Origin of the sequence: Burkholderia cenocepacia (genome assembly GCF_014211915.1) — a bacterium.
GTDB classification, from domain to species: domain Bacteria; phylum Pseudomonadota; class Gammaproteobacteria; order Burkholderiales; family Burkholderiaceae; genus Burkholderia; species Burkholderia orbicola.
Genome location: NZ_CP060040.1, coordinates 1103989 through 1120825, shown reverse-complemented (window position 1 = coordinate 1120825; position 16837 = coordinate 1103989). Strand labels below are relative to the sequence as shown.

At 66.3% G+C, this 16837-nt stretch carries 14 protein-coding genes; 5 read left to right on the top strand and 9 right to left on the bottom strand.

Features of this window, described 5'->3' with window-relative positions; genetic code table 11:
• Position 1: 1 nt before the first annotated feature.
• From nikC to sapR, 5 genes are all read right to left on the bottom strand, one after another.
• Positions 2-916 carry a nickel transporter permease gene (gene nikC, locus SY91_RS21495; protein WP_006478834.1) on the bottom strand — a complete coding sequence of 305 codons (915 nt, stop codon included), beginning with the start codon at positions 914-916 and terminating at the stop codon, positions 2-4.
• Between the two features lie 66 nt (positions 917-982).
• The gene (locus SY91_RS21490) at positions 983-2053 is read right to left on the bottom strand and encodes an ABC transporter permease (protein WP_006478835.1); all 1071 of its coding nucleotides are present in this window, start codon (positions 2051-2053) and stop codon (positions 983-985) included.
• A gap of 10 nt (positions 2054-2063) precedes the next feature.
• Positions 2064-3665 carry an ABC transporter substrate-binding protein gene (locus SY91_RS21485; protein WP_006478836.1) on the bottom strand — a complete coding sequence of 534 codons (1602 nt, stop codon included), beginning with the start codon at positions 3663-3665 and terminating at the stop codon, positions 2064-2066.
• A gap of 71 nt (positions 3666-3736) precedes the next feature.
• A complete protein-coding gene (ddpX, locus tag SY91_RS21480; RefSeq protein ID WP_185921362.1) occupies positions 3737-4300 on the bottom strand; it encodes a D-alanyl-D-alanine dipeptidase in 564 nt (187 codons plus the stop codon).
• 16 nt (positions 4301-4316) lie between these two features.
• Positions 4317-5204, bottom strand: a complete 888-nt coding sequence (gene sapR / locus SY91_RS21475) for a sap1 transcriptional regulator SapR (RefSeq protein ID WP_185921361.1) — start codon at positions 5202-5204, stop codon at positions 4317-4319.
• A 258-nt stretch (positions 5205-5462) separates the two neighbouring features.
• Between sapR and SY91_RS21470 the strand changes: the two genes are divergently transcribed.
• The 4 genes from SY91_RS21470 to SY91_RS21455 all read left to right on the top strand — a co-directional run bounded on the left by SY91_RS21470 (position 5463) and on the right by SY91_RS21455 (position 10053).
• Positions 5463-5711 (top strand): XRE family transcriptional regulator, encoded by a 249-nt coding sequence (locus SY91_RS21470; protein ID WP_034174738.1) that lies wholly within the window; start codon positions 5463-5465, stop codon positions 5709-5711.
• A 3-nt stretch (positions 5712-5714) separates the two neighbouring features.
• Positions 5715-7049, top strand: coding sequence for a type II toxin-antitoxin system HipA family toxin (locus tag SY91_RS21465; protein ID WP_185921360.1), 1335 nt, complete (start codon positions 5715-5717; stop codon positions 7047-7049).
• 336 nt (positions 7050-7385) lie between these two features.
• Positions 7386-8642 carry an oxalate decarboxylase family bicupin gene (locus tag SY91_RS21460; protein WP_185921359.1) on the top strand — a complete coding sequence of 419 codons (1257 nt, stop codon included), beginning with the start codon at positions 7386-7388 and terminating at the stop codon, positions 8640-8642.
• Between the two features lie 100 nt (positions 8643-8742).
• Positions 8743-10053: an Nramp family divalent metal transporter gene (locus tag SY91_RS21455; RefSeq protein ID WP_185921358.1), complete on the top strand. Its 1311-nt coding sequence runs from the start codon at positions 8743-8745 to the stop codon at positions 10051-10053.
• 19 nt (positions 10054-10072) lie between these two features.
• On the opposite strand, the gene SY91_RS21450 is transcribed toward SY91_RS21455, so the two are convergent.
• Together SY91_RS21450 and SY91_RS21445 are read right to left on the bottom strand one after the other, a co-directional pair.
• Complete coding sequence (locus SY91_RS21450) at positions 10073-11326, bottom strand: hypothetical protein (protein WP_124476788.1); 1254 nt, start codon at positions 11324-11326, stop codon at positions 10073-10075.
• Between the two features lie 146 nt (positions 11327-11472).
• A complete protein-coding gene (locus tag SY91_RS21445; protein ID WP_185921357.1) occupies positions 11473-13062 on the bottom strand; it encodes an ABC transporter substrate-binding protein in 1590 nt (529 codons plus the stop codon).
• 92 nt (positions 13063-13154) lie between these two features.
• On the opposite strand from SY91_RS21445, the gene SY91_RS21440 reads away from it, so the two are divergent.
• The gene (locus tag SY91_RS21440) at positions 13155-14207 is read left to right on the top strand and encodes an RNA-guided endonuclease InsQ/TnpB family protein (protein ID WP_185921356.1); all 1053 of its coding nucleotides are present in this window, start codon (positions 13155-13157) and stop codon (positions 14205-14207) included.
• Between the two features lie 156 nt (positions 14208-14363).
• Here the strand turns inward: SY91_RS21440 and SY91_RS21435 are convergent, their stop codons facing one another.
• On the bottom strand, positions 14364-14696 hold the full coding sequence (locus SY91_RS21435) for a sugar ABC transporter ATPase (RefSeq protein ID WP_006478845.1): 333 nt from the start codon (positions 14694-14696) through the stop codon (positions 14364-14366).
• A 288-nt stretch (positions 14697-14984) separates the two neighbouring features.
• Entirely contained in the window at positions 14985-16544 is a 1560-nt protein-coding gene (locus tag SY91_RS21430) for a DHA2 family efflux MFS transporter permease subunit (RefSeq protein WP_011547534.1), read from the bottom strand.
• Positions 16545-16837: the final 293 nt, after the last annotated feature.

Genomic DNA, 16837 nt, shown 5'->3' with positions numbered 1-16837 from the left:
GTCAGGCTCCATGGCGGGGATCGAAGACGTCGCGCAGCCCGTCGCCGAGCAGGTTGAACGCGAGACTCACGAGCAGGATCGCGATGCCGGGCAGCGTCGCGACCCACCACGCGTCGAGCAGCACGTTGCGGCCCGACGCGACCATGAAGCCCCACTCCGGGCTCGGCGGCTGCGCGCCGAGGCCGAGAAAGCCGAGGCCCGCGACGGTCAGGATGATGCCGGCCATGTCGAGCGTCGCGCGCACGATCACCGACGACATGCACAGCGGCATGATGTAGCGCAGCAGGATGCGCGGGCCCGACGCGCCTTGCAGCCGCGCGGCATGGATGTAGTCGGCCTGCGCGATGCGGATCGTTTCGGCGCGCGCGAGCCGTGCGTATGCCGGCCACGCGGTGATCGAGATCGCGACGACCGCGTTGATCACGCCGGGCCCGAGCGCGGCCGCGAACGCGAGCGCGAGCACGATCTTCGGGAACGCGAGCGCGATGTCGGTGATGCGCATCAGCACGCTGTCGACGAAGCCGCCGCAATAGCCGGCGGTGGTGCCGATCAGCAGGCCGATCGGCACCACGATCACGACGACGAGCAGCGCGATGCCGAGCGTCAGGCGCGAACCGGCGATCATCCGCGAGAGGATGTCGCGGCCGAGCTGGTCGGTGCCGAGCCAGTGCGACGCGGAGCCGGGCGGCAGCAGGCGGTCGGACAGCACCTGGCGCAGCGGATCGTGCGGCATGATCAGCGGGCCGACGATCGCGACGACGACCAGCGCCAGCAGGATCGCGAGCCCGAACAGGTTGAGCGGATTGGCCGCGAAACGGCGCCAGCGGCGGTAGGCGAGGCCGCACGCGGCCTGCGCGCGCGACGCGGGCGCATCGGAAAGCAGCCACGCGCGCAGCGTGAGCGGTGCGGCATTCATGGTCGGGTAGCCTTCGGCATGGACGGTGAAGGAAGCAGGAGGGAAACGGTCATGTCGACGCCGTCCTCAGCGCGCACGCGGATCGAACACGCGGTACAGCGCGTCGGTCAGCAGGTTGACGGTGATGAACATCGCGCCGATCACGAGCGTCGCGCCGAGCACCGCGCTCATGTCGGCGTTCAGCAGCGCGCCGGTCAGGTACGAGCCGAGCCCCGGCCACGCGAACACGATCTCGGTCAGCACCGAGCCTTCGAGCAGGTTGCTGTACGTGAGCGCGATCACGGTGAGCAGCGGCACCGCGATGTTGCCGAACGCATGCCGCCAGATCACGCGCCGCTCGGACAGGCCCTTCGCGCGCGCGGTGACGATGTATTCCTGGCTCAACTGGTCGAGCATGAACGAGCGGGTCATCCGGCTCAGGTACGCGACCGAGTAGTAACCGAGGATCGCGGCCGGCAGCGCGATATGCGACACCGCGTTGCGGAACACGTCCCACTCGCCCGCGAGCGCCGCGTCGATCAGCAGGCTGCCGGTGCGCGGGTCGACCATCCCGTCGTACACGGGATCGAGCCGGCCCGGGCCGCCGACCCAGTGCAGCCGTGCGTAGAACAGCAGCAGCCCCATCAGCCCGAGCCAGAACACCGGCACGGAATTGCCGATCAGGCCGACGAAGCGCGCGATGTGATCGATCGGCCGGTTGTGCTTCACCGCGGCCGCGACGCCGAGCGGCACGCCGATCGCGATCCCGATCAACGTCGCGATCGTCGCGAGTTCGAGCGTGGCCGGAAACACGCGCCTGATGTCGTCGAGCACAGGGTTCGCGGTCAGCAGCGACATGCCGAGATTGCCGTGCAGCACGTCGCGCGCATAGATCAGGAATTGCGTGACGAGCGGCTTGTCGAGGCCGAGTGCGATACGTTCGGCCGCATACGCTTCGGCCGACGCGCGATCGCCGAGGATCGCGAGCACGGGATCGATCGGCACCTTGCGGCCGATCACGAACGTCAGCGCGAGCAGCCCCGCGAACGTGACGGCGAGCGTGAGCGCCCAGCGCAGCACGCGCAGCGCCCAGCGTACGGCCGGGCGCCGCGCGGGCAGCGTGCGCAGTGCTTCGAGGGAGGAGGCGGGAGTCGACATGCGGTGAACCTTATTGCTTCTTCAGGTGACGGTACGACACGAGATCGTTGATCGGACCGACTTCGAGCCCGCTCACGCCGGGACGTGTCGCGACCTGCGCGACCTTCTCGAACATGATCACGAACGGCGAGCGCGCGAGTATCTCCTTCTGCATCGCCTGGTACCGCTGCGCGCGTTGCGCGGCGGTCGGCTCGGCGAGCGCGGCGTCGGTTTCCTTCGTCAGTTGCGGAATGTCCCAGCTGTTGCGCCAGGCCAGCATTTTATAGCTCGACTTGTCGCCGTTGTCGGGGTTCCATGCGAAACCCTGCGCGTTGCTGTGCGGGTCGATGTAGTCGGCCGACCATTCGCCGATGTAGATGTCGTGCTGGCGTGCGCGGTATTTCGCGAGCGTCTGCTTGTTGTCGCCGGGGATCAGCTGCACCTTGACGCCGGCCTGCGCGAAGTTCGCCTGCACGGCCTGCGCGATCTCCGTGTACGGATAGTCGTTGCGCACGTCCATCGTCACCGAGAAGCCGTTCGGCACGCCGGCCTTCGCGAGCAGCGCCTTCGCCTTCGCGACGTCGAGCCTGTACGGGTTCGAATTCAGCGTGCCGAGGAAACCTTCGGGCAGGAAGGTCTGGTGCACCTTGTAGGTCGTCTTCACGACGTTGGCCTGGATGCCCGCATAGTCGACCAGCCACTTCAGCGCTTCCTGCACGTCGGGCTTCGCGAGCGTCGGGTTCTTCGTGTTCAGGCCGAGATACAGCAGCGTCGCCTGCGGCGAGGCCGTGACTTTCGCCTTGCCCGCTTTCACGACCGACGCGAGATCGTCGGGGCTCAGGTCGCGCGCCGCGTCGACGTCGCCGTTTTCCAGCAGCAGCCGCTGGCTTGCCGCTTCGGGCACGTGGCGCAGCACGATGCGCTTCATCGCGAGCGGCAGCCGGTAGCCGTCGAAGCGTTGCAGCACGACGCTGTCGCCGGCCGTCCACTTGACGAGCTTGTACGCGCCGGAGCCGGCCTCGTTGGTCTTCAGCCACGCGTTGCCGAAGTCGTTGCCCTGCTGGTGCGACAGCAGCAGCTTCTTGTCGAGCACCGACGCGGGCCACGAGCCGAGCACGTTGAGCACGAAGGTCGGCGCGTACTTGTGGTCGGTCGTGATCGATACCGTCTGGTCGTCCAGCTTCTTCACGTTCGCCGCGACGTTGGCCTTCGTGAGCCCGATGCCGGTCAGCACCGCGGCCGGCCCCTTGTCGAGCAGCACCGCTCGCTGGATCGACCACGCGACGTCGTCGGCCGTCAGCGGGTTGCCCGAGTGGAACTTGAGGCCCGGGCGCAGCTTGAACGTATAGGTCAGGCCGTCGGGGCTCACGGTCCACGACTGCGCGACGTCGCCGTCGAATTTCGACGGATCGCGCAAGTCGACGCGTACGAGCCGGTCGTACGTGTTCGCGACGTATTCCTCCGGCACCAGCTCGTAGATCTCGCCCGGATCGAGCGTCGTGAATTCGTCGAGCAGCGTGGCCATCACGAACATGTCCTTCGGCGTTTCCGCATGGGCGGCGGAAAGCGGCACGGCGGCGCACAGGGACGCGGCGGCCAGCGCCGCGACGAGCCGGGAAGTCGGGAATTTCATGGGCGCATCTCCATCTGTCGTTTGAGTCGTTGAACGTGAACCTGCATGAAAAAGGGAGGCGTGCGGCGTCGTTACATCAGGCGCCACGGGCCGCTCGCCGCGTTGTCGATCGGCGACAGCGCGTGCGAGCCAGGCAGCTCGTAGTGCCACCACTCGCTGTCGATGTGCGCGAAGCCGGCTGCGTGCATCACGCCGAGCAGCAGCAGCCGGTTGCGTTGCACGTGCTCGGGCAATCCCGCGTGAAAGTGGCCCGACGCGGCGACCATCTCGTCGAAGCCGGTGCCCATGTCGAGCGGCTCGCCGTTCGCGCCGACGAGCGTCAGGTCGAGCGCGGTGCCGCGGCTGTGGTTCGACCCGCGGCCGAGATCGGCGACGAAGTTCGGGTCGGGCAGGAAATCCCACAGCACCTGCTGCGCCTGCGGCGGCCGGTATGCGTCGTAGATGCGCAGCGTGAAGCCGGCTTGCGCGGCAATGTCCACCGCGCGGCGCAGCGCGGTTTCGGCCGGCTCGAGCAGCAGACAGTGCGCGTGGCGGTAGATCGGCTCGCCGGTCAGGTTGCGCTCGGTCGCGTAGACGAGATCGATCTCCACGCGATGCGTGGCGGGCGTGATTTCGACGAGGCGGTGAGGGTTCATCGGCGGTCCGGTTTGCTCAGGATTCGAATTGGTCGAACGTGCGCTGCAGTTCGCGGTTGCGCGCGACGCGCCGGTCGATCGCGGGACCGAGGCGGTCGACCACGGCGGTGATCAGCAGGTTGAACAGGCAGGTGAGCGGCGCGAGCGAATCCCAGAACTGGCCGACGTCGGTCTTCACCTGCAGCAGGTCGGCCGGCCACTCGCGCGCCCACGGGCAATACAGATCGGTGACGAGCGCGAACGGCTGGCCGCGTTCGGCGGCCGCCTGGCAATAGCGGCGCGCGCTGCGCGAATAGGCGCGCGTGTCGGTGACGATGCAGTACGGCCGTTCGAACTCCGAATTCAGCGAATCGACGTACGAGCCCGACTGGCCGTCGGAATAGAACACGCGCGGGCGCAGGTATTCGAGGTAGCTGCTGAATGCGTTGCTGATGCCGCGGGTCGACTGGATGCCGAGGATGAAGACGGCATCGGCATGCGCGATCCGGTCCGCGACCTGCGCGAACACCGGTTCTTCGGCGAGCCGGTACACGTGGCGGATCGCATCGAGTTCGCGCTCGAGCGACGACGCGAGCGTGCCGCCGTTGCGATGGCTGTCGTGCTCGCCGACGGTCGTTGGCGTGGCGGTGGCGCGGCGGTACTCGTCGAGGCGGTCGGTGATCATCCACGGGCGGTCGCCGCCGCCGCGCAGTTCGCGTTTCAGGTCGTCGAGATTCCGGTAACCGACGCTGCGCAGGAAACGCCCGACCGAAATGCCGCTGGTGCCGGTCTGCTGCGCGATCTGGTCGGCGGTTTCGAGGCCGAGCCGATCGAGGTTCGCGAGCATGTAGCTCGCGATGCGCTTCGCGGTCGGCGTCAGCTCGGCAAAGCGGGATTCGACGGTATGGGCGAAGGCGCAGGTCATCGAGCTGTTAGATCGTTGTCATTTGATGATTCGATGTCATCTATCTGACAAAGCCAAAATCATTCGCGCCAGCGGATAAAAACTATGGGGTGGCGGTGGGCGATAGGGTGTTGCGCATGCGTGCAACGACTGGGGAGCAACGCACTGGCGTGAAAAAATATTTCTGACAGGAATATTTTGCATTTATCTCTATCGGAGATAATTTGCGTTTATGCCTGGCAGAGATATACTGCATGGATCGCATACAGGACTCCAGCCGTGAATCTCATCGTCAATACCCCTGCTCAACTGGGCGAAATCCTGTCGTCCGCGCGTCAGGCCAAGGGGCTGACGCAAGCCGAGGCGGCGGCGCGCATCGGCGTCGGCCAATCGCGCCTGTCGTCGCTGGAAACGCTCCGCACCGAAAGCCTGTCGCTCAAGCAGTTGCTCGAACTGACCGCGCTGTACGGTCTCGAGGTCAGCATCCGCACGAAGGACGGGCGCGACGCTGCCAACGTCGAGTGGTAATCGATGGGACGCAAATCGCACAGCCGCGCGCTATCGATCTGGGCCAATGGCGTGCGGGTCGGAATCTGGCGGATTCCCGCGCGCGGCGACATGGAGCTGCTGTACGACGCCGGCTGGAAACAGTCGAATGCAGGCCGCCCGCTGTCGCTGTCGCTGCCGTTCGGCGTCGGTGATGCGCCGTTGCGCGGCGAGCGCGTCAATCACTACTTCGATAATCTGCTGCCCGACAGCGACGCCATTCGTCGGCGGCTTGCGTCGCGGTTCGGCACGGCGACGACCGAGCCGTTCGATTTGCTCGCCGCGCTCGGCCGGGACTGCGTCGGCGCGGTGCAGTTGCTCGGCGAGGATGAAACTCCGACCGGCCATGACCGGATCGACGGTACGCCGTTGTCCGACGACGAGGTGGCGCGCGTGCTCGATCAGGCGAGCGGGGTGGCGGGCGGTGCGCAGGACGACGACGACTTCCGCCTGTCGCTGGCTGGCGCGCAGGAAAAGACTGCGCTGCTGTTTCACGACGGGCGATGGATGCGTCCGCATGGCGCGACGCCGACCACGCATATCGTCAAGTTGCCGCTCGGCCTGGTCGGCAACAAGCGCGCGGATCTCACGACATCCGTCGAAAACGAGTGGCTGTGCCTCGCGATCCTGCGCGCGTTCGGTTTGCCGACGGCGAATGCCGACATCCTGCGTTTCGGCGAACACAAGGTGCTGTCGGTCGCGCGCTTCGATCGCGCGCTGCATCGTGACGGCGGATGGCTGCTGCGCTTGCCGCAGGAGGATTTTTGCCAGGCGCTCGGCGTGCCGCCGCATCTCAAATACGAATCGCAGGGCGGCCCGGGGGTGCCCGATCTGGCCGGGATCCTGCGTCGGTCGGAAACGGCGCAGGCCGATCTCGATACGCTGTTCACCGCGTTGGTGGTGTTCTGGATGCTCGCTGCACCGGACGGCCATGCGAAGAACTTCAGCCTGCGCCTGCTGCCGGGCGGCCGTTTCCGTCTGACGCCGCTCTACGACGTGATGTCGATCTGGCCGGTCGAGGGAGATGGCGCGAACCAGTGGTCGTGGCACAAGGCGAAGCTCGCGATGGCGGTGCACGGCAAGCGCAAGCACTACGCGATGCGCGACATCACGCGCCGGCACTTTACCGCGATGGCCGAATACTGCTTGCTGGGCGATATCGCGACGCCGATCGTCGATCGGCTCGTCGCCGCGACACCGCACGTGATCGAATCGGTCGGCGCGGCGCTGCCCGCCGGGTTTCCGGCAAGGATCGCCGAACGCATTCTCGGCGGATTGCGCTTCGCCGCGCAGCGACTCGCCGACATGCCGCGGAAGTGACGCGGTCCCGGTCCCGGCCGGGCAGGTGAAAGCCGGCGCATCCGTATTTTTCCGTTCCGGGTGGCGCGCCAGGCCACCCGAATCGATGGCAGTGGGCCGCCATCACGCGGTGCGCATATCGATTTCTTTTCCTCGCCATTCTTCCCCTGCTGCATCGCAATAATTACAAAATTAAAGTCGATCATTTTAATTCATTAATTCAGGTTAATAATTCATTTAATTTTTGGATGAATCTGGATTTAACTTGCGTCACGGGATGTTTGATTTTCGGTAATTCGAAAAACGGCAAGTATTCCGTAATGGAAATTCTCTCGATTGAGAAATGAAGAGGAAATCATGACGAATCTTTCTCGACGCAAGATGTTGACGAGTACGGCCGGCGCCATTGCCGCGGCGGGCATTGCGGTAACGGCGAAGGCCGCTTCGTTCGGCAATCCGGACAGCCCGCCGGAAGGCGCGGTGAATGCGCGCAACCGTCAGAGCCTGACCGACCCGGGGCCTAAAAATCCGGCCATCGCCAATCAATTCCCGTCTTTTCAGGACCCGCCGGCCACCGATATCAACGGCATGCCGTTATTCTGGGCGTCTTTCAATAATGCCCATAAACGCATTCAGAATGGCGGGTGGGCGCGCGAAGTGACGCAGGACGATTTCGCGATTTCCGAAACCATTTCCGGCGTCAACATGCGGCTCACGCGCGGCGGCATTCGCGAGATGCACTGGCACCAGCAGGCTGAGTGGGCCATCATGCTCGACGGCCGCTGTCGGATCACCGTACTCGACGAACTCGGGCGGCCGTCGGTCCAGGACGTCAAGACCGGCGATCTCTGGTATTTCCCGCCCGGCCTGCCGCATTCGCTGCAGGGCCTCGGCAGCGACGGCGCGGAATTCCTGCTCGCGTTCGATAACGGTCGCGCATCGGAATTCAACACGCTGTTGCTGACCGACTGGATCGCGCATACGCCGCCCGACGTGCTCGCGCTCAACTTCGGCGTGCCGGCCGACGCGTTCAGGAACGTGCCGCTCGACAACCTGTGGATCTTCCAGGGCGACGAGCCGGGCCCGCTCGCGGACGCGCAGCGCGCGGCGGCCGCATCGGCCGGTGCGCCGCCGCATCCGTTCATCTTTTCGCTCGGCGACATGAAGCCGGTCAGGAAGACGCGCGGCGGCGAGGTGCGGATCGCGGACAGCACCAACTTCAACGTGTCGACGACCGTCGCGGCGGCGCTCGTCACCGTGCATCCAGGCGGCATGCGCGAGCTGCACTGGCACCCGAACGCCGACGAATGGCAGTACTACCTGCAGGGCGAGGCGCGGATGACCGTGTTCGACACGGGGCCGAAGGCGCAGACGGCCGATTTCCGCACGGGCGACGTCGGCTATGTGAAGAAAAGCCTCGGGCACTACGTGCAGAACACCGGGCAGACCGACCTCGTGTTCCTCGAGATCTTCAAGACCGACCGCTATGCGGAGGTGTCGTTGTCCGACTGGCTCGCGCACACGCCGCCGCAGCTCGTCGAAGCGCACCTGAACGTCGCGCCGGACGTGATCGCGCAATTTCCGCGCAATCGTCCGGACGTGGTGCCGCTGTAACGCGGTCGGCGTCTCGTCGTGGCCGGCATGCGGCTTGCTGCTGTGGCGAGCCGCGATCCCCGAATCGGCCTTCCTCATTCGAACGGAATAAATACTCACCATGATTCCCGTCGTCCCGAGCAAACCCGCCGGCGGCCTCGCGCTGCCGGGCCTGTCCACCGAGCACACCGACGGCACGGTGCGCGCCGCGCTCGAAGGGCGCCGCACCGGCGTCGCCGCGCTGCTGCCATTCATCGGCCCGGCCGTGATTGCGTCGATCGGCTACATGGACCCCGGCAACTTCGCGACCAACATCCAGGCCGGCGCCGCATACGGCTACCGGCTGCTGTGGGTCGTGCTGGCCGCGAACGCGATCGCGATGCTGTTCCAGGCGATGTCCGCGAAGCTCGGCATCGTGACCGGCCGCAATCTCGCCGAGCTGTGCCGCGACCGTTTCCCCGCGCCGGTCGTGTGGGGCATGTGGATGGCGTCGGAGATCGCCGCGATGGCGACCGACCTCGCCGAATTTCTCGGCGGCGCGCTCGCGTTCGGGTTGTTGTGCCACCTGCCGCTGTTCGCGGGGATGATCGCGACCGCGTTCGCGACCTGCGCGATCCTCGCGCTCGAAAAGCGCGGCTTCCGGCCGCTGGAAGCCGCGATCGCGGCGCTGGTCGGCGTGATCGGCGCGTGCTATCTCGGCGAACTGCTGATCGCGCCGCAGGACTGGCACGCGGCGGCGTTTCATCTGGTGGTCCCGCAGATTCCGGATCACGCGGCGCTGACGATCGCGGTCGGCATCATCGGCGCGACGATCATGCCGCACACGCTGTATCTGCATTCGGGCCTCACGCAGGATCGCACCGCGCCGCGCGACGACGCAGAGCGGCGGCGGCTCGTGCGTTTCTCGAACCGCGAGGTCGTGATTGCGCTCGGGCTCGCCGGGTTCGTGAATCTCGCGATGGTGATGATGGCGTCGTCGGCGTTTCATGCGGCCGCGCCGGGCATGACCGACATCGGCGACGCCTATCACACGCTGATCCCGGTGCTCGGGCCGGCGGCCGGCGCGCTGTTTCTCGTCGCGCTGCTGACCTCCGGCGTGTCGAGCTCGGTGGTCGGCACGATGGCGGGGCAGGTCGTGATGCAGGGCTTCATCCGTCGCCGCCTGTCGATCTGGGTGCGGCGCGCGGTGACGATCGTGCCCGCGTTCGGGGTGGTCGCGCTCGGCTGCGACGTCACGCGGGCGATGGTGGCCAGCCAGGTCGTGCTGAGTTTCGTGCTGCCGATGCCGATGATCGCGCTGCTGATACTGTCGGCGCGCGAATACGTGATGGGCGCTTACGCGATGCGGATGCCGCTGCGGATCGTCGCCGGCGCGGCGACGGTCGTGATCGTCGGGCTGAATGCGTACCTGGTATGGGCGGCCTTCAATTGAACGGGTGCGGGCCGGCCGCTTACTGCTGCATGTCCGGTGCTTCGCGCAGCCGCCAGATGGCGTTGCACTGCTGGCCGCCGAGGCTCGTCGCGCGCAGCGTGACGACGGTGCCGGCCGCAATCTGGTACCAGAAATGCGCCATCAGTTCGGTGCCCTTGCGCTGCGCGTGGCCGTCGACGCGCACCTCGCACAGCAGCGGCGACGGCGAGCCGGACGGATGCGTGACGTAGACGTTCAGCCGCGCGATGTCGCGGGTCGCGGTGAACACGACTTCGTGGTTCCCGCTGCCGACGAGCATCGTGCCGCCCGGTTCGTCGAGCGCCTGCAGGTAGGCGCCCGCGCTTGTCTCGAGCGCGGCGGACGCAACGGTCAGCCCGGCCGATCGCACGTAATCCGCCGCCGCGATGCGTGCGGCGAGTGCGTCGGACGGCGCCGGCGTGCCGTCCGACAGCGCGAACGGCGTGCCGTCGCGCAGTGCGGCGTCGATGTGGTTCGCGTAGTAGCGCCACCGGTCGAGGAAGCGGATGTCGCCGGTCATGTGCAGCGCGCGGATCGGCTCGCCGTGATACCTGAGCGTCGTCTTGCCGCTGCCCGCGTCGAACGATTCGTGGATGCCGTACTTGCTGACGAAGTTCTGGACCGGGTCGAGCAGCGCCGTTTCGCCTTGCGCGCTCCACAGATGCAGGAACGTCGTATCGATGCCGAAGCATTCCTGGAAATCGGTGCCGACGCGGGCGAGGCAGTCGCGCAGATGGTCGGCATAACGCGCCCATGCGTCGGCGGTCCCGGCGACGAGCCCGGCTTGCAGCGCACCGCCGTGGCGCGCATTGACCTCGTCGACGACGAGGCGCCAGTGATGGTCGCGCCGCTCGCCGATCAGCGGCGTGACGACGAACGTGCAGAACAGCGGGTCGGGGCACACGTGGAGCCGGTCGTCGCCGATCTGCGAGAACAGGTCGAACTGCGGCGCGCAGAACCAGATGTCCGCGTCGTACAGCGCGAGCTTGCGGATCTGCGGATGGCGCGCGCAATACTCGGCGGCCTCGATGAAGCGGCCGACCGGCAGCGCGTAGGCGCCCGACGCGTCGATCACGTCGACCGACTGGCCCGCGAGAATCTGCCGCTTGCGTTCGGACAGCCCGTAGCCGATCACCGCGATCCGCCCGTCGTAGCCGGCGTGCCGCAGCGACAGCAGGAACGGCACGAGCATTTCGTACCACGCGCGGTTGTTGTCGTTGATCGCCACGCATACTGCGTGCTCGCTCGAATGCATGTTGTGGTCCCGTTACGTGTGCCCGGCGCGGTAGCCGCGCGGTGCCGGTCATTGTAGATCGTCGCTGCACGGCCGCCGTACCGGCGCCGGTACGGCGGCGGCGATGACCCGCGCGGCGGCGTGGCCACGCGGGCAGGCCGCCGCGATTACTTCGCGAGCGTCCGGTACGACACGAGATCGTTGATCGGCCCGATTTCCGGCCCGGTCGCGCCGGGACGCGTGGCGACCTGCACGACCTTATCGAACATGATGATGAACGGCGAGTTCGCGAGCACGGCCTTCTGCAGCGCTTCGTAACGCTGCGCGCGCTTCGCGGGCGACGGCTCGACGAGCGCGGCCTCGGTGTCCTTCGTCAGTTGCGGAATGTCCCAGCTGTTGCGCCACGCGAGCATCTTGGTCGGCGACTGGTCCGAGTTGTCCGGATTCCACGCGAAACCGCGCGCGTTGCTGTTCGGGTCCATGTAGTCGGGCGACCATTCGCCGACGAAGATGTCGTGCTGGCGGGCGCGGTACTTGCCGATCGCCTGCTTCGCGTCGCCCGGGATCAGCTTTACGCGGATGCCGCCCTGCGCGAAGTTCGCCTGCAGCGCCTGCGCGATCTCGAGGTACGGATAGTCGTTCGGCATGTCCATCGTCACGTCGAAACCGTTCGGCAGGCCGGCCTTCGCGAGCAGCGCCTTCGCCTTCGCGACGTCCTGCTTGTACGGCCGCGCGTTCGACGCGCCGAGGAAGCCTTCGGGCAGGAAGGTCTGATGCACCTTGTAGGTGGTGCTGACGATGTTGCGCTGGATGCCGTCGTAGTCGACGAGCCATTTCATCGCCTGCTGCACCTCGGGCTTCGCGAGATTCGGGTTCTTCGTGTTCAGGCTCAGGTACAGCAGCGCCGACACCGGCCACGACGCGACCTTGATCTTGCCGGCCTTCGACAGCGCGGCGAGGCTGTCGGGGCTCAGGTTGCGCGCGGCGTCGGCGTCGCCGTTCTCCAGCAGCAGCCGTTGCGCGGACGCTTCGGGCACGTGGCGCAGCACCACGCGCTTCATCGGATACGGCGTGCGGTATTTGTCGAAGCGCTGCAGCACGATGGTTTCGTTCGGCGTCCACTTGACGAGCTGGTACGGGCCCGAGCCCGCGTCGTTGGTGCGCAGCCAGCCGCTGCCGAAATCGTTGCCTTGCTGGTGCGACAGCAGCAGCTTCTTGTCGAAGACCGAGGCCGGGCACGCGCTCAGCACGTTGAGCACGAAGCTCGGCGCGTACTTGCGGTCGGTTTCGAGCACGACGGTTTGCGGATCGACCACGCGCACCTTCTGCGTGACGTTCGCCTTCGTGAGGCCGAGATCGGCGAGCACGCCGGCCGGCCCCTTGTCGAGCAGGATGGTGCGCTGCAGCGACCACGCGACGTCGTCGGCGGTGACCGGATTGCCGGAATGGAACGTGAGGCCCGGTCGCAGCTTGAACGTGTAGGTCACGCCGTCGGCGCCGACCGTCCACGATTGCGCGATCTGTCCGTCGAAGCGCGTCGGGTCCTTCAGGTCGACGCGCACCAGCCGTTCGTAGGTGTTCGCGACGTATTCGGACGGCACCAGCTCGTAGATCCCGCTCGGGTCGAGGGTCGTGAATTCGCCGAGCTGCGTGGCGACGACGAAGATGCCGGGCGGCGTGGCAGCCTGCGCCGGCAGCGCCGGAACAAGCGCGACGAGCGCGGCGCTGACGAACAGCCGGGACAGCAGGTGCTTCATCAGAATTTGCTCCGAGAAACCCCGCCATTGATGGCGGGAAGGAAAGGCGTGGGGTTGACAGGCAGCTTCTTCCACGGGTTAGGATCACCGGCATGATTCTTGTCTACCGCTACCGGGTGAAGTCGCTCAACGGACTGCTCAACAAGCAGAGCCGTGCGGTGAACTACGTCTGGAACTTCTGCAACGACACGCAGAAGCACGCGCTCAAGTGGAATAAGAAATGGCCGACGGGTTTTGATCTGAACGTGCTGACGACCGGCAGCAGCAAGGAACTCGGTATTCACTCCGGCACGGTCAACGCCACGTGCGAGCAATACGCGAAGTCGCGCAGCCAGCACCGTCGCCCGTATCTGCGTTATCGCGGCAGGAAGTCGCTGGGCTGGGTGCCGCTGAAGGGGCGTGACCTGAAGCGCGAAGGCGAAGCGTTTCGCTTTGCCGGCAACACCTTCCGCGTGTTCAACAGCCGGGCGCTTCCTGAAGGCAAGATCAAGGACGGGACCAACTTTGCGCAGGATGCGCGCGGCAATTGGTTTCTCAACATCGTGATCGAAGTACCCGACGTTCAGGCCCGCCCGATCCGTTCCGGCGTCGGCATCGATCTCGGCCTGAAAGACTTCGCCACACTTTCGACCGGCGAGAAGCTGCCCAATGACCAGTTCGGTCGACGAGCGGCGGAAAAGCTGGCGAAAGCGCAACGGGCGCGAAAGCACAAGCGGCATATCGCGAAGCTGCACGCCAAGGTCGCGAATGCGCGTGCCGATTTTCAACACAAGCTCGCGCTCGATCTGGTGCGGCGTTTCGATTACATCGCGGTCGGCAACGTGTCGGCCGCGAAATTTGCCAGAACCAGGATGGCGAAAAGCGTCTACGACGCGTCCTGGTCCTCCTTTCGGAACAAGCTCCGCTACAAAGCGATCGCGCACGGAGTCACGTTCGAGGAAGTGGACGAAAGCGGTTCGACCCAGTCCTGTTCGTCGTGCGGATCGAAAGACAGCACGACGCGGCCGAAAGGTATCGCGGGACTGCGAGTAAGAGAATGGGCCTGCAGTGACTGTGGTGTCGAGCATGATCGTGATATCAACGCTGCGTTGAACATTCTCCGATGCGGACGTGCATCGCCAGGTGTGGGAATCCTCCGCCTTTAGGCGGACGAGGACGTCAAGCGGGCTCCATCGAAAGGGAATCGTGGTGCGATTCTCTCATCGACGGGCGCCCGGATGAAAATATTCGGCGGGCGCGCCGGTTGGCGCGCAGCGGCGGGCAGGCAGGCGGGCCGGGCAGGCGCCCGGCGCTGGTGGGCGTCAGATCGCGCAGCGCGCGATCGCGAAACGCATCGCTTCCTCGGCCGGCTCGTTGCCCGAGCCGCGCACGACCTTGATCACTGAGCCGTTGCCCGACGGCGTGAGCGTGACGAAGTACGAATTCGAGCCGACGGCGATGTCGGTCACGCCGTTGTGCTGCGATTGTTCGGTGCCCGACAGGCGGCTGTCGAGGCAGTTCGCGACCGCATAGGCCGGACGTTGCGACGACACGTAGATCATCGGCGCGGCGCCCGAGCTAGCCGAATCGGACGAGGGCGCGGAACCGCAGGCGGCGAGCAGGGCGGCGGGCAGGAGCAGCAGGAATCGTTTCATGGTCGGTCGTCGGGTGTCTCGTATCGAGGCTGGGGCGCGGGGTGGCGAAACGCGAAGCTTCGCGACGAAACCGCCCGGAATCGGGCCGCTTTTGACGGACGACGAGACGGCAGGCGGCTGACGACGGAGTATACCCGCAGCATTTGACGCCGTTGGCGCGTTGAAACGATTCGATACACAACGAGCGCCCGCTGCGGGACGGCCGCTCGTCCCGGATGTCGCCGTTACCGGCGAATCTCGCGGTCGTCGCGATGCCGGCGCACGGAGCGGCGCCGCAACGCCTGCGGATCAATGCGCGCCGGCCGCCGCCGCATCGGCATCGCCGCCACCCGAGCGCGCCGGTTTCGTGATCCAGATGAGTGGAATGATCGCGATGAAGATGATCGCCGACACGTAGAAGATGTCGTTCAAGCCCATCACGGCCGCCTGCGAATCGACCGACGCATTGAAGAACGCAAGCGCCGAATCGGGGCTCAGGTGCAGCAGCGAACGGGTCGTGTCGAGCTGCTGCGTGAAGACCGGATTGGTGACGCTCGCCTGTTCGGTGAGCCGCACGTGGTGCAGGATCGTGCGGTCGTTCCACGCATTGCTGATCAGCGACGTGCCCACCGCACCGCAGAACGTGCGGCCGAAATTCGACAGGCCGGCTGCCGCCGGAATCTTTTCCGGCGGCAGCCCGGACAGGATGATCGACGTCAGCGGCACGAAGAACATCGCCATCGGAATGCCTTGCAGCAGCGTCGGCAGCACCAGATCCCAGTGCGACACGTCGGTGTAGAACGTCGTGCGCATCATGAACACGACCGCGAAGCCGACGAATGCGAGCGTCGCGATATAACGCGGATCGGTGCGCGGCAGCAGGCGCCCCATGACCGGCGTGAGCAGGATCGCGAACACCCCGAGCGGCGCGGTGGCGAGCCCCGAATCGACCGCGCGGTAGCCGAGATAGCCCTGCATCCATTGCGGCAGCAGCACGAGCGTGCCGAAGAACATCCCGTACGCGACGGAGATCGCGATCGTGCCGCCCGCGAAATTGCGCTGCGTGAAGAGGCGCAGGTCGACGATCGGATTGGCTTCGTTCAGTTCCCACACGAGGAAGAACGCGAAGCCGATCAGCGCGACGATGCCCAGCGCGACGACGACGGGCGAGTTGAACCAGTCGAGATCCTTGCCCTTGTCGAGCATGATCTGTAGCGAGGCGACCCACAGCACGAGCAGCAGCAGGCCGACCGTGTCGATCGGCAGGCGGCGCGTGGCGGATTCGCGATCGCGGAACACGAACCACGTGACGGCCGCCGCGAAGAAGCCGACCGGAATGTTGATGTAGAAGATCCACGACCAGTTGTAGTCGTACGTGATCCAGCCGCCGAGCGACGGCCCCGCGATCGGCCCGACGAGCGCCGTCATCGACCACAGCGCGAGCGCCGTCGACGACTTCTGCCGTGGCCACGCGCCGAGCAGCAGCGCCTGCGACAACGGCGCGAGCGGCCCCGCCACCGCACCTTGCAGGATTCGCGCGGCGAGCAGCGTCGGCAGGTTCGGTGCGATCCCGCACAGCCACGACGCGAACACGAACAGCAGGATCGACGTGACGAACAGGCGTACCTGGCCGAAGCGCTGCGTGAGCCAGCCGGTCAGCGGAATCGACACCGCGTTCGCCGCCGCGAAGATCGTGATCACCCACGTGCCTTCGTCGACCGACACGCCGAGGTCGCCCGAGATCGTCGGGATCGCGACGTTCGCGATCGACGAATCGAGCACGTTCATGAACATCGCCAGCGAGACCGCGATCGTGCCGATGACGAGCCGGCCGCCCGACAGCGGGCCTGAAGACGAGGGAGAGGACATGGCGTTCCTGCGTGATGGACGAAGGCCGTACGGCGCATGCCGTTCGCCGCGCCTGCACGCGACGTGCAGGCGCGCGGCGAAGCACGCAACGGACGGATGCACGCACGCCGCACGGCGGCCCGGCGAGCGGTGCCGTCGCGTGCGGTGTACGGTTCGAGCGGTGAATCGGAATGGCGAAGCCGTGACGGGCTTCGGGACGCGGGCCGGCCGGTCAGGAAGGCGCGACGCGCGTGATGCGTCGGCGGGCAGCGCTCAGGTGGCTGCCGTAGCGTGTGTGGTGATTTTTCATCGCC